Annotated in this window: 17 protein-coding genes; 11 read left to right on the forward strand and 6 right to left on the reverse strand. The window is 70.9% G+C overall.

The genetic code is table 11. The features are described from left to right. The first annotated feature begins 6 nt into the window (after positions 1–6). Together AC2IPW_RS24155 and AC2IPW_RS24160 are read left to right on the forward strand one after the other, a co-directional pair. Positions 7–804, forward strand: coding sequence for an SRPBCC family protein (locus AC2IPW_RS24155; protein WP_486375871.1), 798 nt, complete (start codon positions 7–9; stop codon positions 802–804). 23 nt (positions 805–827) lie between these two features. Beyond that, entirely contained in the window at positions 828–1,730 is a 903-nt protein-coding gene (locus AC2IPW_RS24160; protein WP_486375872.1) for an LLM class F420-dependent oxidoreductase, read from the forward strand. A 67-nt stretch (positions 1,731–1,797) separates the two neighbouring features. On the opposite strand, the gene AC2IPW_RS24165 is transcribed toward AC2IPW_RS24160, so the two are convergent. Next, complete coding sequence (locus AC2IPW_RS24165) at positions 1,798–2,532, reverse strand: helix-turn-helix transcriptional regulator (protein WP_486375873.1); 735 nt, start codon at positions 2,530–2,532, stop codon at positions 1,798–1,800. 94 nt (positions 2,533–2,626) lie between these two features. On the opposite strand from AC2IPW_RS24165, the gene AC2IPW_RS24170 reads away from it, so the two are divergent. The 6 genes from AC2IPW_RS24170 (at position 2,627) to AC2IPW_RS24195 (ending at position 7,781) form a co-directional block, all read left to right on the forward strand. Beyond that, the gene (locus AC2IPW_RS24170; RefSeq protein WP_003938687.1) at positions 2,627–3,076 is read left to right on the forward strand and encodes a hypothetical protein; all 450 of its coding nucleotides are present in this window, start codon (positions 2,627–2,629) and stop codon (positions 3,074–3,076) included. Positions 3,077–3,146: 70 nt separating this feature from the next. Then, complete coding sequence (locus tag AC2IPW_RS24175; protein ID WP_124259007.1) at positions 3,147–3,623, forward strand: hypothetical protein; 477 nt, start codon at positions 3,147–3,149, stop codon at positions 3,621–3,623. Between the two features lies 1 nt (position 3,624). Beyond that, on the forward strand, positions 3,625–5,451 hold the full coding sequence (locus AC2IPW_RS24180; protein ID WP_486375874.1) for a glycoside hydrolase family 15 protein: 1,827 nt from the start codon (positions 3,625–3,627) through the stop codon (positions 5,449–5,451). 52 nt (positions 5,452–5,503) lie between these two features. Beyond that, the gene (locus AC2IPW_RS24185; RefSeq protein WP_052455305.1) at positions 5,504–6,145 is read left to right on the forward strand and encodes a hypothetical protein; all 642 of its coding nucleotides are present in this window, start codon (positions 5,504–5,506) and stop codon (positions 6,143–6,145) included. Then, a complete protein-coding gene (locus tag AC2IPW_RS24190; protein ID WP_486375875.1) occupies positions 6,142–7,545 on the forward strand; it encodes an FAD-binding oxidoreductase in 1,404 nt (467 codons plus the stop codon). Before AC2IPW_RS24185 ends, AC2IPW_RS24190 begins: the two co-directional genes overlap by 4 nt. A gap of 47 nt (positions 7,546–7,592) precedes the next feature. Continuing rightward, positions 7,593–7,781 (forward strand): hypothetical protein, encoded by a 189-nt coding sequence (locus tag AC2IPW_RS24195; RefSeq protein WP_416062177.1) that lies wholly within the window; start codon positions 7,593–7,595, stop codon positions 7,779–7,781. 7 nt (positions 7,782–7,788) lie between these two features. Here AC2IPW_RS24195 and AC2IPW_RS24200 read toward each other — a convergent pair whose 3' ends face one another. Together AC2IPW_RS24200 and AC2IPW_RS24205 are read right to left on the reverse strand one after the other, a co-directional pair. Further along, the gene (locus tag AC2IPW_RS24200) at positions 7,789–8,040 is read right to left on the reverse strand and encodes a hypothetical protein (protein WP_003938681.1); all 252 of its coding nucleotides are present in this window, start codon (positions 8,038–8,040) and stop codon (positions 7,789–7,791) included. A gap of 47 nt (positions 8,041–8,087) precedes the next feature. Next, positions 8,088–9,233 (reverse strand): LLM class flavin-dependent oxidoreductase, encoded by a 1,146-nt coding sequence (locus tag AC2IPW_RS24205; protein ID WP_486375876.1) that lies wholly within the window; start codon positions 9,231–9,233, stop codon positions 8,088–8,090. Between the two features lie 104 nt (positions 9,234–9,337). Here AC2IPW_RS24205 and AC2IPW_RS24210 point away from each other — a divergent pair, with 104 nt between their 5' ends. After that, positions 9,338–10,165: an esterase/lipase family protein gene (locus AC2IPW_RS24210; RefSeq protein WP_450119719.1), complete on the forward strand. Its 828-nt coding sequence runs from the start codon at positions 9,338–9,340 to the stop codon at positions 10,163–10,165. Positions 10,166–10,174: 9 nt separating this feature from the next. Here the strand turns inward: AC2IPW_RS24210 and AC2IPW_RS24215 are convergent, their stop codons facing one another. After that, a complete protein-coding gene (locus tag AC2IPW_RS24215) occupies positions 10,175–11,158 on the reverse strand; it encodes a DUF389 domain-containing protein (protein ID WP_029540012.1) in 984 nt (327 codons plus the stop codon). A gap of 441 nt (positions 11,159–11,599) precedes the next feature. On the opposite strand from AC2IPW_RS24215, the gene AC2IPW_RS24220 reads away from it, so the two are divergent. After that, positions 11,600–12,043 carry a hypothetical protein gene (locus tag AC2IPW_RS24220; RefSeq protein ID WP_289379433.1) on the forward strand — a complete coding sequence of 148 codons (444 nt, stop codon included), beginning with the start codon at positions 11,600–11,602 and terminating at the stop codon, positions 12,041–12,043. Positions 12,044–12,126: 83 nt separating this feature from the next. Further along, positions 12,127–12,579: a DUF6069 family protein gene (locus AC2IPW_RS24225; protein WP_289379434.1), complete on the forward strand. Its 453-nt coding sequence runs from the start codon at positions 12,127–12,129 to the stop codon at positions 12,577–12,579. 65 nt (positions 12,580–12,644) lie between these two features. Here AC2IPW_RS24225 and AC2IPW_RS24230 read toward each other — a convergent pair whose 3' ends face one another. Together AC2IPW_RS24230 and AC2IPW_RS24235 are read right to left on the reverse strand one after the other, a co-directional pair. Then, complete coding sequence (locus AC2IPW_RS24230) at positions 12,645–13,130, reverse strand: TspO/MBR family protein (protein WP_289379435.1); 486 nt, start codon at positions 13,128–13,130, stop codon at positions 12,645–12,647. A 377-nt stretch (positions 13,131–13,507) separates the two neighbouring features. Then, a complete protein-coding gene (locus AC2IPW_RS24235) occupies positions 13,508–16,090 on the reverse strand; it encodes a cation-translocating P-type ATPase (protein ID WP_486375877.1) in 2,583 nt (860 codons plus the stop codon). Positions 16,091–16,097: the final 7 nt, after the last annotated feature.

A 16,097-nucleotide genomic window follows, 5' to 3' on the forward strand; every position in this document is an offset into this window, starting at 1 on the left:
CGACCCATGCAACTCGAACACCACATGTCCGTGCCGGCACCCGTCGAGGAGGTGTGGACGGCCCTGCTGGATCCGGAGAAGGTGGCACCCTGCATGCCCGGGGCCACCCTCACCGGCGTCGACGGCAACACCTTCACCGGCACCGTGAAGATCAAGATGGGGCCGGTGCAACTGCTGTACAAGGGCACCGGGAAGTTCGTCGAGACCGACGAACAGGCCCGTCGCGCGGTCATGGAGGCCGCCGCGAAGGATTCCCGCGGCAACGGCACCGTGAACGCGACGTTCACGATCACGCTCACCGGCGACGGCGACCGTACCGAGGGCACCGTCGTGACCGACCTGTCCATCACGGGCAAGCCCGCCCAGTTCGGCCGGGGCATGATCTCCGACGTCGGCGGCAAGATCATCGAGCAGTTCACGGCGTGCCTGGCGGACAAGCTCGGCGGCCCGCCCGCCGCACCGGCCCCGGTCCCCGCCCCGGAAGCGGCCGCGGAAGCCGTCGCGCCCGCCGCCCCGGCAGGACCGCCCCCGGAAGCCGCCCTGGCCACCCCGGTGACGCCCGCACCCCAGCCCAGCGAGGCCGCACCCCTGGACCTGATGCAGTACGCCCGCGGGTCCGTCCTGAAACGGGTCGGCCCGGCGGTCGCCGTGTCGGCGGTGGCGGCGCTGGTCGTCTACCTGGTCCTGCGGCAGCGCCGGCAACGCCGTCGCACCCCGGTGGGCCGGGCGGCACCTCGCAGGGCCGGATGCCGATCGCGGGGTGCGTCGCGTCGGCGGGCGCAGGTCCGGATACGGCGGGGGTGAAGAGCGGCGATCGCTCACCCGGAATGAAACCGGATCCCCCGAAGGTTGGATCCGGGGTGACCGATTCGACGAAGGCAGAGAACACGACACAGACTCCCCCGCTCGGCCGTTTCGGCGTCTGGCGGCACGCGACCGGCCTCCCACCGGAGACCGGAGCCGAGATCGAGAAACTCGGTTACGGCACCATCTGGATCGGCGGCTCACCGCCCGCCGACCTCGAGGTGGCCGAACGTCTCCTCGACGCCACCGAGAACATCGTCGTGGCCACCGGCATCGTCAACATCTGGACCGCCCCCGCCGACGAGATCGCCGCCTCCTACCACCGGCTCGAGGAACGCCACCCCGGCCGCTTCCTGCTCGGGGTCGGCGTCGGCCACCCCGAGGCGCACGGTGAGACGTACCGCAAGCCGTACACGGCACTGGTCGAATACCTGGACGTGCTCGACCGCGAGGGCTTACCCGAGGCGCGGCGGGTGCTCGCCGCGCTGGGACCGAAGGTGCTGAAGCTGTCCGCAGACCGGTCCGCCGGGGCCCATCCGTACCTCACCACCCCCGAGCACACCCGCGAGGCGCGCGATGTGCTCGGCCCGGACGTCGTGCTCGCCCCCGAGCAGAAGATCGTGCTGTCCACCGACGTCGCCACGGCCCGCACCATCGGCCGCAAGGCCGTGGCCAACCCGTATCTGAAACTGCGCAACTATCGGGCGAATCTGGAACGCACCGGCTTCACCGCCGAGGAACTCGACAACGACGGCACCGACCGGGTCGTCGACGCGCTCGTCGCGCACGGCGACGCGGAGTACATCGCGACCCGGCTACGAGAGCACCTCGACGCCGGGGCGGACCACGTCGCGGTGCAGGCCCTGCCGATGCGCGACGACCCGGTGCCGGCCCTGCGCGAGGTGGCCGCGGCCCTCGGGCTCTGACGTCCGGACGGGACCGCGCCGGCCGGTGCGGTCCCGTCGTCCGCGGCGGGAGCGGTGCGGCGCCGGTTCACCGGTCCCCGCTCCGGATCCGGACGCAGCAGAATCCCGGTTCCGGGGCGAGTTCTGTGTCGAGCTCGGCAGTGTCGAGACCGGCAGCCCCGAGCCCGGCGACGACCGCCTCGACCAGAGCGAGGTTCATGCCACAGACCAGGTCCCGGTGTTCGCCGGCCAGCCGGTCGAAGGGGCAGTTCGCCAACCGGATCTGCCCGTCGCCGGACAGGCGCGGCTCGTAGCCGTGCCGGGCGAGCACCCGCGCCACGCCCTCGAGGCCGGCCGGTGCCTCGACATCGTCTCCGTTCGCGGGGCCGTCCGCCGGGGCCGGCTCCGCCGCGATCCGCCGTCCCCGCTCGGCGGCGACGGTCCGCACCGCGTCCGCGACGGGCACCGACTCACGCATCGATCGCTCGATGGCAGTTGCCAGAATCTCCCCCGCCAGGTCGTAGCGACGCTCGGGCAGGGAGATCGACAATTCCTGCGACGAGCGCCGGTAGAGCTTCGACGGCCGTCCTGCGCCCGGGCCGGTCCGTCCCGAAAGCCGTCGGAACTCCGTCTCGAGCAGACCGTCGGCGACGAGCCGGTCGAGATGGAATTTCGCCGTATGCACCGGCACCCCCACCGCGGCCGCCGCCTCCTCGCGCCCGACCGCGCCCGCCTGCGCGACGACGTACCGGTAGAGCGAGCGCCGGACCGGGTCCGCCAGCGCCCCGATCCCCGCAGCCTGCTCCGCAAACTCGTCCTGCACGCTCGCTCTCCTTCTAAAAGAGAAACTTCTTGACGTAATCTACGTCACAGATCTAAAATAGATAGTACCCTCTTTTAGAAGTCAGGAGACTTCGATGAGCCCCTCACCTCTCTCCCCTGCCACGTCCCCTCGCACCCGCATCGACGCCGACGCCGGAGCCCGCCAGGCATTCGTCCTTCTGCGGACCGTCTTCACGGTCGCTCCGATCGCCTTCGGTCTCGACAAGTTCACGAACCTGCTCACCGACTGGGAGCGCTATCTCGCCCCGTGGATCGACGACATCGTCCCCGGCACCGCCCACCAGGCCATGCTCGCGGTAGGAGTGGTCGAGATCCTCGCCGGCATCCTCGTCGCGATCCGACCTGCGATCGGCGGCTACGTCGTCGCCGCGTGGCTGCTCGGCATCATCGTCGATCTGGTCACCCTGGGCGGCTACCTCGACATCGCATTGCGCGACGTCGGACTGGCGGTCGCCGCCCTCGCCCTCGCCCGGCTGGCCACCGCCCCGGCCGCCCGGCGCAGAGTCACCGCCGGCACCCCGTGACTTCGAGCGGCGGGTCCACGCCGGACGCCGACCGTGGACCCGCCGCTCCCGCACCCGAAGGTGAAATGCCATGGACTGGGCCGGATGGGCACTCTTCGGATCGCTGGCCACCACCGTCCTGACGGCGGTCATGATCGCCGCCCAACTGGCGGGTTTCAGCCGACTGGACCTGCCGTTGGTGCTCGGCACGGCCGTCACTCCCGACCCGGACCGCGCCCGGGTGGTCGGCTTCTTCGTCCACCTCGCGATCGGCCAGGGTTTCGCGCTCGGGTACGCCGCCACCTTCGCGCTTCTCCATCAGGCGACGTGGTGGCTCGGCATGATGCTCGGCCTGCTGCACGGCGTCGTCGCCTTGACGGTCCTGCTGCCGCTGTTGCCGGGCGTACATCCACGCATGGCTTCCCGGCGAGCCGGTCCGCGCAGCACCGCGGTCCTCGAACCGCCCGGACTGCTCGGCCTGAACTACGGTGCCCAAACTCCGGCCGTCGCCGTCGTCGCACATCTCGTCTACGGCATCGCACTCGGACTGTTGTTGCAGGTGTCCTGAAGTGACCTCCACGGCAAGCGCTTTCGATCGGATCAGGGACGAAGCGGCCGTGCCGTCCCGGATCGAGGACTACGGCCTGCTCGGCGACACTCGCACTGCAGCGCTGGTCTCCGACGACGGATCGCTCGACTGGCTCTGCGTGCCGCGCTTCGACGGAGATCCCGTCTTCGGCCGGCTCGTCGGCGGGGCGCAGGCCGGACGGTTCCGGCTCGGGCCCGAGGGTCCTGCCCCCGTCGTCCGGCGCCGCTACCGGACACACACCGCGACGCTGGAGACCACCTGGGATCTCGGCAACGCCCGGCTCACCCTGCGCGAGGCGATGATCGCGGAGGTGGCCGGGCGGCTGCTACCGACGACGGTCCTGGTGCGACAACTCTCCGCCGAGGGCGAATTCGCCCGCGCAGTAGTCGATTTCGATCCCATGCTCGGTGAACGGCACCGTTCTCCCAACGTGCGGCGGCGCGGCCGCGATCTCGTGTGCGAGTGGGGCTCGCTCGCCCTGTCGCTTGCCTGCGATTCCGAAACCCCGATCACGCCGGGCCGGCCGGCCTCGATCACCGTGACCCCCGGGCATCCGGTCACCTTCGTCCTGGCCGTGGCCCACCGCGAGCCGCTGATCCACCTCGCTCCCGACGCCGCCTGGGGCCTCGTGGCCGAGGACGAGGCCCGCTGGCGGGCGTGGACGGCCGAGATCGCCCACGACCTGCCCCACCGGGAGGCCGTCGTGCGAAGCCTGCTGACGCTGCGTCTGCTCACCTATTCCCCTTCCGGCGCACCCGTCGCCGCGCCGACGACGTCACTGCCCGAACGGCCCGGGGGCATCCGGAACTGGGACTACCGCTACGCCTGGCCGCGCGACGCCGGCATCGGCGTCGCAGCCTTCCTGGGAGTGGGCAAGGTCGACGAGGCACGCGGGTTCCTCGGGTGGCTCCTGCACGCGAGCCGTCTGCAGCGACCCCACCTGCCGGTCCTGTTCACACTCGACGGCCGTCCCGGACCCGCCGAACGCACGCTGGCGGGATGGCCCGGCTTCGCCGGCAGCGCCCCCGTGCGGTTCGGCAACGACGCGGCCGACCAGCACCAACTCGACGGCTACGGCTGGGTCGTCGACGCGGCGTGGGGGTTCGTCCGGTCCGGCCGCCCGCTGTATTCCGAAACCTGGCGCATGGTGCGTGGATTCACCGATCATGTCTGCGAACGGTGGGCCGAGCCGGATGCCGGCATCTGGGAGATCCGTGGCGACGCCGCCCACCATGTGCACTCGAAGATGATGGCCTGGCTGGCCCTCGACCGTGCCCTGCGCATCGCCGAGACCCATCGCCTGTCCGCCCGTCGCCGCCGGCGCTGGCGCGCGGTGCGGGACGCCGTCGCCGCAGAGGTGCGCGATCGCGGTTTCGACCGGCTCGGAGACCGCTACACCCGCACCTACGGCTCCCGCGACGTCGATGCCGCCCTGCTCGTGCTTCCCGTTCTGGGTATCGACGACCCGGACTCGCACCGGGTGCGGGGCACGATCGACGCGATCCGGCGCGAGCTGTCGGCCGGAGGCCCGCTGCTGTACCGGTATCCGCCCGGACAGGACGGACTGCCCGGAGGCGAGGGCGCATTCCTGCCGTGCTCCTTCTGGCTGGCCCAGGCACTGGCTCTCACCGGCCGGCGGGCGGAAGCCGAGGAGCTGTTCGAAACCCTGCTGCGGCACACCGGCGCCCTCGGCCTTCTTCCGGAAGAGGTGGATCCCGCCACCGGCGCCTTCCTCGGCAACTATCCGCAGGCGCTCACGCATGCCGCGGTCGTGCAGGCCGCCCTCGCCCTCCGGACCGTCCGATGAGCGGGACCGCCGGGACCTTCTCTCCCCGGCGCCGATGTGGAACAGTTTTCTCATGGCGATCCGCACGCTCGCCGCAGTCACGACAGCGGTGAGTGCCTTCGTCCTGTATCGCCGGTGGCACCGGCGCTGGGGAGCGACGACTGCCGAGTGCGCCGGCCCGATGCCCGGAGACGACATCCTCTCCTCGGCCGCGTTCAGCGCGACCCGCGCCCTCACGATCGACGCGCCGGCCGAGTGCGTGTGGCCGTGGATCGTCCAGGTCGGCTACAACCGGGCCGGCTTCTACTCCTACGACCGTCTCGACAACCTGGGGCGGCCCAGCGCGACGACGATCGATCCGCGTCTGCAGTGCGTCGAGGTCGGCGACGTGGCGGCGCCGATGGCGAGTCCGGCCACGGCGGCGACGTCCTTCCGGGTGCACTCCTTCGATCCGGGGCGCTACCTGGTGTGGGCGAAGCCGGATTCGACGTGGTCGTGGCGCCTCGATCCCGTCGACGGCGGGCGACGGACCCGGCTCGTGAGCCGGTTGCAGGCCGCCTACCGGCCCACACCGTCGCTGCCGCTCACCGTCGCACTGATGGAACTGGCCGATTTTCCGATGATGCGCAGGATGCTGCTCGGCATCCGGGAGCGCGCCGAGCGCCTCGCGGCCCGCGAGTCCGCTCGTTCCTGGCAGGTTCGGGAGGACACATGACTCACACGACCGGCGACCTCGGCATGCTGCGGGCCGCGATGGAGGGGCCGGTGCTCGGACCCGGCGATCCGGACTACGACGAGGCCCGCAAGGTGTGGAACGCCGATATCGACCGGCGTCCGGCCGCGATCGCACAGTGCCGGAGTACCGCCGATGTTCAGGCGGCGATCGCCTATGCGACCGGGCACGGACTGGAGCTGGCTGTGCGCGCGGGCGCCCACAGCACCGCAGGCGCGTCGGTCGTCGACGACGGCCTGGTGATCGACCTCGGATCGATGGATCACGTCGTCGTCGACCCGGAGCGCAGACGGGCGCGGGTCGGTGGCGGCGCCCTGCTGCGTGATCTCGATGCCGCCACACAGGCCCACGGACTCGCCGTCCCGGCCGGGCTGATCAGTCACACGGGCGTCGCGGGACTCACGCTGGGCGGAGGAATGGGCTGGCTCACGCGGCAGGCCGGATTGACCATAGACAACCTCGAATCGGCCGAGGTGGTCACCGCCGACGGCCGGATCCTGCGCGCCGCTGAGGACGAGAATGCGGACCTGCTCTGGGCCATCCGGGGCGGCGGCGGAAACTTCGGTGTGGTGACGGAATTCGAGTTCCGCCTGCACGAGGCCGGTCCCGTCGTGCAATTCGGACTCCTGTTCTGGGACTTGGATCAGGGCACCGAGGTGCTGCGGCTCGCCCGGGAGGTGATCGGTACGCTGCCGCGCGAGCTGAACATCGTGGTTGCCGGCGTGAACGCCCCACCGGCCCCGTTCGTGCCCGAGCAGTACCATCTGCAGCCCGGCTATGCCCTTCTGGTCACCGGTTTCGGAGCAGCGCAGACGCACGAGGACGCGCTGACGCGAATTCGGCGCGCTCTGCCACCACTGTTCGAGTTCGTCACGCCGATGCCCTATCTCGACGTGCAACAACTGCTCGACGAGAGCAACGCGTGGGGCTTCCACTGCTACGACAAGGGCTGCTACCTCGAAGCTCTCTCCGACGACGTCATCGAGACCGTGGTCGAGTTCGTGCCGCAGAAGACTTCGCCTCTGTCGCTCCTGTTGTTCTACCGGCTGGACGAGGCGTACTGCGAGACCGGGGAGGACGACACCGCCTTCGGGGGCGGACGGACGCCACGCTTCGCCGTCTTCATCGTCGGCGTCTGTCCCGATCCCGCACTGCTGCCACCGGAGCGAGCCTGGGCCCGGTCCCTGTGGGATGCCCTGCGCCCGTATTCGGTCGGCATCGGCGCGTACGTCAACTCCATGACCGAATTCGAGCAGGACCGGGTGCGCGCCACCTACGGTCCGGACAAGTACGCGCGATTGGCCGAGATCAAGGCGAAGTACGATCCGCACAACGTCTTTCACCGGAATGCGAACATCGTTCCCGGCGTACGGCACGCGTGACACCGGGTGGACGTCCCGGCCGGATGCGACCGGACGACTACGCTCCCGTGGACCGATACGGATCGGTGATCTCCCGGCTCACCGCTACCGACGTCGAATGGTCGGTCGGCGAGGGGCCGGAGATCCGGGGACCGATCTCCGCGATCCTGTTGCTGCTCACCGGCCGTCGCGCGGCGCTGCCCCGGTTGTCCGGCCCGGGTGTGGACGATCTGCGGGCACGGGTGGCGACCGGGTGATCCGGGTTCAGGACGAGCCGTCTCGCTCCCACGCCGCGGCGATCTCCGGGTATCCCGCCGCGATCTCGTCGAGCCGTTCGTCCGAGGCGGTCTCGATCTCGGCACGGTGCCGCTGCGCCGCCACGAGGGATCCGTCGAACTCCCCCGATGTCGGCACCGGACTCTGTTCACCGGGACCCGGGGCACTCGTCTCCAGGGCACCGATGATCTCGTCGAGCCGCTGAGCCACGAACCTGCGCTTGTCGTTGTGTGTCTCCATACGAACCGGCATACCCGGCTCGCTGCGCGTCACACCGCCGGTTCGGCTCACCGAGTCCCGGCCTCCCCGGCGGCGGACAGGTCGACCTTCGCGGGTATCACGAGCCGGTGCGGAGAGTCTGCGCCCTCGGCGACGAGCGAGGCGTGCGTCGGCGGATCCGACGGCACGTGCGCCGGGCGGCGACGTTCGAATTCGGCGCGCAGCACTGGCACGACGTCCCGGCCGAGGATCTCGATCTGCTCGAGCACCACGTCGAGGGGCAGGCCGGCGTGGTCCATGAGGAACAGCTGCCGCTGGTAGTCGCCCGCATAGTCGGCGAAGCCGAGGGTGCGCTCGATCACCTGCTCGGGGGTGCCGACGGTGAGCGGGGTGGTGGCGGAGAAGTCCTCGAGCGACGGTCCGTGACCGTAGACGGGGGCGTTGTCGAAGTACGGACGGAAGACGCGCTTGGCCTTCTCCTCGGTCTCGGCCATGAACACCTGGCCGCCCAGCCCGACGATCGCCTGGTCGGCGGCACCGTGTCCGTACTGCTCGAACCGGGTGCGGTAGAGGCCGATCATCTGCTGGATGTGTTCGCGGTTCCAGAAGATGTTGTTGTGGAAGAAGCCGTCGCCGTAGAACGCGGCCTGCTCGGCGATCTCCGGCGAGCGGATCGAGCCGTGCCACACGAACGGCGGGGTGTCGGCGAGGGGCCACGGGGTGGAGGTGTAGCCGCGCAGCGGGGTGCGGAACGTGCCTTCCCACTCGAGGTCCTTCTCTCGCCAGAGCCGGCGCAGCAGGTGGTAGTTCTCGATCGCGAGCGGGATGCCCTGGCGGATGTCCTTGCCGAACCACGGGTAGACCGGGCCGGTGTTGCCCCGGCCCATCATGAGGTCGACGCGGCCGCCGGACAGGTGCTGCAGCATCGCGAAGTCCTCGGCGATCTTGACCGGGTCGTTCGTCGTGATCAGCGTGGTCGCGGTCGACAGGATCAGTTTCTCGGTCTTCGCCGCGATCCAACCGAGCATGGTGGTCGGCGACGACGGGACGAAGGGCGGGTTGTGGTGCTCACCGCTCGCGAAGACGTCGAGCCCGACCTCCTCGGCCTTCAGCGCGATCTCCGTCATGGCGACGATCCGCTCGTGCTCGGTGGGGACGCGGCCCGTGGTGGGGTCGCGGGTGACGTCGCCGATGGTGAAGATGCCGAACTGCACGGGTGCCTCCGTCTAATCGTTGATTACTCAACTATACGAACGGTGGGGGCTCGCCGGTATTCCCCCTCCGCTCGTTCCGTCCCCCGCCTGCACCTCGACGGTGCATGATCGGCGTCATGATCCGCACACTCGCGGTCGCCGGTCTCCTGGTGCTGGGCAGCAGTGTCGTCGCGAGTCCGCCGGCCTCCGCCGACGCGCCGACGGGCCCGCCCCAGAGCACCTTCGGCGCCGCGCTCGTCTACTCGCTCGCGCATCCCGGTGTCGTCCCGGCCGGGACGAACGACTTCGACTGCGTGCCTGTGCCGGAGCACCCCGAGCCGGTGGTGCTCGTCCACGGTTTCCTCGAGAACTCCTACGCCAACTGGGCCGGATTGGCACCGGCCCTGAAGACCGAGGGGTACTGCGTGTTCGCGCTCGACTACGGGGCAGCGCCGGGCGAGCCGTTCAAGGCGCGCGAGCCGATCCCGGACGCCGCCGGCGAACTGGCGACGTTCGTCGATACCGTCCTGGCCGAAACCGGTGCGGAGCGGGTGTCCATCGTCGGTCACTCCAAGGGCGGCGCCGTCCCCCGGTGGTACGTGCGGTTCCTCGGCGGGGCGGACAGGACCAGCCGGATCGTCGGGCTGGCGCCGGCGAACTATCCGTCGCTCGGACCGCCGTCCGTCGCGCAGGACGCCGTGCTCGCCGCGCTCAACGCCGGCAGCGACACCGTCGAAGGGGTTTCCTACACGGTCGTCGCCACCAGATACGACCAGGTGATCATCCCCTACACGGCGTCGTTCCTCACCGGCCCCGGCGCCCAGAACATCCTGCTGCAGGACGTGTGCCCGGCGAACACCGCCGACCACGTCTCGATCCCCTACGATCCCGTCGCCGAGCAGCTCGTGCTGGCCGCGCTGGACCCGTCCGCAGACCGGCCGATCGTGTGCTGACCACGGCCGCTACCCGCCGGGCAGGCGCCGCGTTCCGCCGATCACAAGCGTGATCTCGACGTCGACGTCGCGCAGACCGGCCTCGTCCAGGGCGTCACGCAGCGTCGCCGGGTCCGCCTCCGGAGGCGGGCCGAGCGCCTCGATCCAGAGCACGGACTGCCGGAATCCGATGTCGGTGATCGCCCAGCCCTGCTCCTGGGCCCACCGCTCGGCGACCGGAGCGACGTCGGCCTTCAGCGTCTCCTGCCGGATCACCCGGGCGCTGGACAGACCCAGCGGCACCGCGACGACCACCACCGCGGCCACCACCGTGAGCAGGCTGAGGCCGCGCAGGTCCCCGACCTCGCGACCGGCGCGCCGCGCCGCCCCGCGCACACCCGAGAACAGGAAGACCAGCGTGCCGGTGGCGACGATCGCCGCGACGTTCGTGGCGAACAGCAACAGCGCCCCACCGGCCTGCCGCGGCGCGTCGGACTCGAGGGTCAGGCCCACCACCGCGAGCGGCGGCACCAGCGAGATGGCGATCGCCACCCCGGGCAGGGCGTCGGACACGTCGCGCCGCACCAGCGCGAACGCCCCGACCGCGCCCGTGGCCAGGGCCGCGACGAGGTCGATCAGCCGCGGTGCGACCCGGCCTGCCACCTGGCTGTTGTTCTCGGCGAGCACATCCAGAGGGTCGAGCAGGCCCACCGCGTATCCGGTTGCCACCACCGCGGCCGCTCCCGCCGCGACGAGCAACGCGGAGGCGACCAGATTGCGATGGTCGTTGAGCACCACCGCCAGGGCCGTCCCGACGATCGGCGTCATCAACGGAGCGACAATCATGGCGCCGATGACGGTGGCGGTGGAGTCCGCGACGACGCCCGCCGAGGCAATGACCGAGGCCAGCACGAGCAGGGTCCAGAACGTCGCGCGCCGCGACCGTGGCCGGGCGTCCTCGGACAGGAACAGCGTCGCGGTCATCCGCTCGATGTCCTCGGTGGTGAGTCTCACGGAAGCCTCCCGGGTGCGTCGTGTCGCGAGTGCATCACAGCAGACGCCGGGCGCCCGCGCGATCGGGACACCGGTCCCTTCCGTCCGGGACACCGGTCGCGACACGATGTCCCGCACCGGACGGAGGAGGACGCACGCGGTGACGACGGACGAGGCGGTGACGACGGACAAGGCGGCGACACGACCCTCGACGCTGATCGCTGCCCTCCCGCACCGCTACCGCGCCGTGCTGCACCTGCGCATCGCGTGTGGCCTGTCGATCACCGACACGGCTCGTGCCCTGAACACCGATGCCGCCTCCGTCCGGCTCGCTCAGCACCACGCCCTGAACCTGCTCCGGCACCAGCTCGGGCACTCCCGGAACATGTCGGACCCCCGGCGCACACTGATCACAGAACCGGGGACCACCTCGCCCGGACGTACCGAGGAGGAGCGAGTGTCATGGACACGGGGTGTGGGGCCTTCTTCAGCTGGACCTCACGACGGGTGACGTTGCCGCGCTGCCTGCGTGCCGTCGCGGCGGGAACGCAGCAGTCCGGGCTGACTCTCGATCGGCGGCTCGCCTCGGACACCGTCCGCGGCCGCCTGCTGGCCTATCACGATGCCGACGACGACGCCGACTACGTTGCCCTGCTCATCGGCGACGTGGCCGGATCGGACGACGTGCCCGTTCGGATCGTCGACGAGGAACGGCTCCTGATGGAAGGTGCGCGCAGCACCGAGCCGGCGGAGATTCTCGTGGGCACCTCCGACGACCGCGACCCGGACGCCGAGTGGCGCGAACTCGACCGGCAGCTGTGCCTGGGCGGCCCGGTGCGTTCCATGCTCGCGCATTCCGGTGCGCGCTCGGTCACCGTGGACTGGTGCGCGGTGGCGGCCGCGTAACTCGTGCAGAAAGGCTTGACCTCGAGTCGACTCGAGGTTGAACGATGGGCGACGTCAGTTCATCGGCCCTTCCGGAGGACATCATGAGTGTTGTCAAGCCCCTCGATCACACCGCCACGGCGACCCTGCCCGCCTTCTCGCTGAGTCGTCCGACGGCGGTGCTCGTCCCGGTCGTCGTGGCACTCGTCGTCAACGTCGCGCTGTGGCTCGTCGGTCTCGCCGCCGGCGGCACGTTCGAGCTCACCAACGGCGACACCGTCGAAAGCGCCGCCCCGGGTGGCGTTCTCGTCATGACCGTCGTCCCACTCACCGTGGGCCTGGGTCTCGCGGCGTTGCTCAGCTTGCGCTGGTTCGGCATCATCCGCGTCGCCGAGGTGGTCGGCGCGGTGGCCGCGCTCGGCACCATCGCGTCGACGATCGTCGCCGATTTCGACGCGCCGAGCACGATCACCCTGTCACTGATGCACGTGGTGATCGCGATCGTCGTCGTCGCAGGGCTCGAGGCGATGCGCAATCGCATTGCAGCCCAGCGGTAACCACCGGGCGACGCATCCGTCCCGGAGGTCCCGGTTCGAGGGATCTCCGGGACGTCGCCGCCCGGTCAGTTGAGCCGCGCGATCCTGCCACTGAGAACCGTGGCGAACGCGCACCACACCGCGTAGGGGCCGAGCGCGGCCCCCGCCGCCGGCTTCGCGAGCGCGGCGCGGCGCGCCAGGTCGGCGCTGCTCACCGCGAGCGCGCCGGCGACCACCGTCGCCGGAACGAGCCGGTGCGCCTTGAAGAACACCCACGACCAGGACGCGTTGAGCACGAGGTTCGCTGCGAGGGCCGCCCGGTAGTAGGTGGCTTCGTCGACCCGCGCCTCCGATTCGAGTTCGTCGATCGCCACCGCGGAACTCACCGCGATGTCGGCGTACAGCGCCGTCCACACGACGGGGAAGACCGCGCTCGGCGGCTGGAACGACGGCTTGCGCAGCCGCCGGTACCAGCGCGTGTCCACGTCTCGCGAGGCAATCGATCCAGCCACTGCTGTCGCAGCGGTCGCCGCGGTCGTTCCGAGCAACGTGCGGCCGAACATGCTCGACATACCTGCTCTCCTTCTCTCGCCGCCGGCGAGGTCGTCACATCGCGTGGTCGGGGATCTGGGGGAAGGGCCGCTCCGGATGCGGAGGCGAGGGCTCGGGATCCGGTTCGGGCGGGAACGGCGGTTGCGGCTCCGGTGGAGTCGGCACCGGATTCGGTTCCGGCGGGAACGGGGACGGCGGCGGGGGCGTCGGCGGGATCGGCGGGGCCGGCTCGGGCGAGCCCGGCTCGGTATCCGGGTCCGGTGTGGTCAGGTCCGGTGTAGTCAGGCAGGGGGTGGTCATGGCCGGTCCCTTCCGATCGTCGACGAACGGTGTTCCGGGCATACCCGGAGCCGCGGCCCCGCAATCCCCCGGTGCGGCGATGACAGACGCACCGCACTCACCGGCGGCCACGGACCGCCTTGTACACGAAGTCTGCAACAAGGACCGCGGGGATGCCCAGCAGCGCGACGCCCAGAGCCTCCAACGGGGGGACTGCATGGCCCAGCACGTCGGCGACCGGGACGACTCCCAGGAAGACGACGAGGGCGACGAGCTCGACGAGAACGGCCCACAGCAGCAACCGGTTCGAGCCCCACCCGAGTTGCCACGGCGGCCGGGTCGCGCTGCGGCAGGCGAACGCGGTACCCACCTGTCCCAGGACGACCGCGGCGAACGCGGCACCGGAGGCAGCGAGAAGTGCCGTCCCGGTGGGAAATTCGCCACCTGGGCGCCAGCCCGCGACGAGCAGCGCGACTAGGAACGCACTCATCTCGACGATCGCTTCGGTCGGGCCGAGCACCCCGAACACCCGGACCAGCAGGGTCCGGTCGACGAGGTGCCGGCGCTCCGGTGGCCGCTTCAGCGTGTCCCGGCTCGGCGGTTCGCCGCCGAGGGCCAGCGCCGGCAACAGATCGGTACCGATGTCGATGCACAGGATCTGCAGCACCCCCAGGGCGAGCGGGAACTGCCCGCCCGACAGCCCCCACAGCGCGAACGGCGTCAGTTCCGCAACGTTGGAGGTCAGGTGGTAACTGAGGAAGCGGCGGATGTTGGCATAGGTGGCCCGGCCCTGTTCGACCGCGGTGAGGATGGTTGCGAAGTCGTCATCGAGCAGCACCAGGTCCGCAGCCTCGCGGGCGACGTCGGTGCCGCTCTCTCCCATCGCCACCCCGATGTCGGCCTGCCGCAGGGCCGGCCCGTCGTTGACGCCGTCGCCGGTCATCGCGACGACGTGCCCGCGGTCCTGCAGGGCCTTCGCGACGCGCAACTTCTGCTCCGGGGAGACCCGGCTGATCACGACGCCGTCGCGATCGAGGAGGGCACCGAGCAGCTGATCGTCGTCCGGCAGATCCTTGCCCTGCACCACCTTGCCCTCAGGCCCGAGCAGACCGATCTCGCGGGCGATGGCGCGGGCCGTCTCCGGGTGGTCACCGGTGAGCATCGCGACCTTGATGCCGGCGCCGCGGGCGGCCCGCAGCGCGGCCGGGACGGCGATCCGCGGGGGATCCTCCATGCCCAGCAGGCCCAGGAGTTCGAGGTCGCGTTCGGCGAGATCGGCGTCGGTGACCGCGCCGGGGTCGGTCAGGGTCCGGCGGGCGACGGCGAGCACCCGCAGCCCCCGCGACGCCATGTCCGCGAGCGCATCCTCCGCGCGGTCGATCAGCTCACCCGCGTCGGCGCAGCGGGGGAGCACCGCGTCGGGTGCGCCCTTGAGGAGCAGGCGCCCGCCCACGATCACCGATTCCCGGCGGCGCCGGGGGTCGAACCCGAACCGGCGGATGACCGGTCCCGGCTGCACGTCGAGGCCGGCGAGACGAGCCGCGAACGCGGCGATCGCGGCCTCCATCGGGTCACCGACCGCCCGCCACTCGTCGTCGTCGAGGGTGATTCCGCCCTTCGACGCGGCGGTACCGGCGAGACCCGCGGTCGCGGCGGCCGCCACCGCTGGCTCCGGGCCGGTCACCTCGCCGGTGGGCGCATACCCCTCCCCGCGCACCGTGACCGCCCCGGCCGGGGTCCAGGCCTCGACGACGTTCATCCGGTTCTGGGTGAGCGTGCCGGTCTTGTCGGTGCAGACGAACGTCGTCGCACCGAGGGTCTCGACGGCCTCGAGGTTGCGCACCAATGCGTTGTCCTTCGCCATGCGCTGTGCCCCCATCGCCAGCGACAGCGTCACCGTGGGCAGCAGTCCCTCGGGCACCAGAGCGACGGTGATTCCCACCGCGAAGAGGAAGGCGTCCCGCCAGGAGATCCCCACCAGGAGGGACACGGCGAAGAACACCGCACCGACGCCGACGGAACCGAAGGCGAGCGTCCGGACGATCCGCTGGATCTCCAGATCGAGCGGACCGGGTGGGCGCCGCACCGAGGTCGTCAGGGCCGCGATACCGGCGAGGCGGGTGTGCGCACCCGTCGCGGTCACGACGCCCTCGGATTCGCCCTCGGCGACGAACGTGCCCGCGAACACGACCGCGCCGGCTTCGCGGAGCACCGGTTCGCTCTCCCCGGTGAGGGTGGATTCGTCGAACGTGCAGCGGCCCGCGACCACGAGGGTCAGATCGGCCGGGACGCGGTCACCGCCGGTGAGCACGACGACGTCGCCGACCACCAGGTCGCGGGCGTCGACCGTGCGCAGCGCCCCGTCCCGGCGCACCACGATGGTGGTGGGCAACAGCTCGCCGAGACGTTCGGCGGCCTTCTCCGCCCGTTCCTGCTGCACGAAGGCGAAGATGCCGTTGACGACGATCACCACGATCACGGCGATGCCCAGCTCCGGCATGCCCGCGACGAACGCGAGCGCCGAGGCGAACCACAACAACAGCGCGAAGAAGTGCGTCAGCTGCGCGACCAGCCTGCGCCACCACGGCACCCGTCGTGCGGCGGGGAGCTGGTTCGGGCCGTCGCGGGTCAGCCGCGCGGCGGCCTCGCTACCGGTGAGGCCGTCGCCGGGGAGCACCTGCGGACCGGGATGTGCCTGCACGCCGCCT

The sequence above is a fragment of the Rhodococcus sp. NS-SX18 genome (assembly GCF_057367935.1).

Coding starts and splice junctions, on each gene's coding strand:
- AC2IPW_RS24155 (WP_486375871.1), top strand. CDS start 7: ATGCAACTCGAACACCACATGTCCGTGCCGGCACCCGTCGAGGAGGTG.
- AC2IPW_RS24160 (WP_486375872.1), top strand. CDS start 828: ATGAAACCGGATCCCCCGAAGGTTGGATCCGGGGTGACCGATTCGACG.
- AC2IPW_RS24170 (WP_003938687.1), top strand. CDS start 2,627: ATGAGCCCCTCACCTCTCTCCCCTGCCACGTCCCCTCGCACCCGCATC.
- AC2IPW_RS24175 (WP_124259007.1), top strand. CDS start 3,147: ATGGACTGGGCCGGATGGGCACTCTTCGGATCGCTGGCCACCACCGTC.
- AC2IPW_RS24185 (WP_052455305.1), top strand. CDS start 5,504: ATGGCGATCCGCACGCTCGCCGCAGTCACGACAGCGGTGAGTGCCTTC.
- AC2IPW_RS24190 (WP_486375875.1), top strand. CDS start 6,142: ATGACTCACACGACCGGCGACCTCGGCATGCTGCGGGCCGCGATGGAG.
- AC2IPW_RS24200 (WP_003938681.1), bottom strand. CDS start 8,040: ATGGAGACACACAACGACAAGCGCAGGTTCGTGGCTCAGCGGCTCGAC.
- AC2IPW_RS24210 (WP_450119719.1), top strand. CDS start 9,338: ATGATCGGCGTCATGATCCGCACACTCGCGGTCGCCGGTCTCCTGGTG.
- AC2IPW_RS24220 (WP_289379433.1), top strand. CDS start 11,600: ATGGACACGGGGTGTGGGGCCTTCTTCAGCTGGACCTCACGACGGGTG.
- AC2IPW_RS24225 (WP_289379434.1), top strand. CDS start 12,127: ATGAGTGTTGTCAAGCCCCTCGATCACACCGCCACGGCGACCCTGCCC.
- AC2IPW_RS24230 (WP_289379435.1), bottom strand. CDS start 13,130: ATGTCGAGCATGTTCGGCCGCACGTTGCTCGGAACGACCGCGGCGACC.